Consider the following 557-nt stretch of genomic DNA (forward strand, 5'->3'; position numbering starts at 1 on the left):
CGGATCGCCGTTGCTGTCCACCGGGTAGGGGCAGTCTTCGTCCAGATCATCGCGCAGGCCGTCCCAGACAATGTGTGCCCCTTTGCCCAGATTGAGTATGTTTGTCAGGCTGCCCAGCAGTTGAGTCGGGTCGTTGAGGGTGGGCAGGTTTTTCAGCCCGATCAGGGTGGGTAGCACGCTTTCTACTTCGCCGTTTGCCAGTTTTTCCAGGTCCGGTGGTGGCAGGTCATAACCGGAATTTTTCATGACGTTATTGTGGATGTGCAGCCCTTCGGTATAAGGGTCGAGTTTTTTATCGGCGGTATTGTTTTTGCCATCAATCAGTTCATAGCTGGCGTAGATAACGGCCGCGGTGCTGTGATCTTCAAAGGTGTTGTTGAGCACTTCGATGTTGTCGTAGCCGAGGGTAATAAAACCGGTGCCGCGGGGTACTACCGATACCAGGCCGCTGTGGGCAAAGTTGTAGGTGTTGTTGTTGCGAGCCACGTTGTTGATCATTACCGAGGTATCACCGTAGCGGGTGATGTTTTCCAGGTCGTAGATCAGGAAGGCGCCGG

At 54.2% G+C, this 557-nt stretch carries 1 pseudogene; it reads right to left on the minus strand.

The annotated features are described in order from the left end of the window. Window positions 1–557: pseudogene (locus A3730_RS31580) on the minus strand (hypothetical protein); the annotation flags it as partial.

The organism is Alcanivorax sp. HI0044, assembly GCF_001634945.1.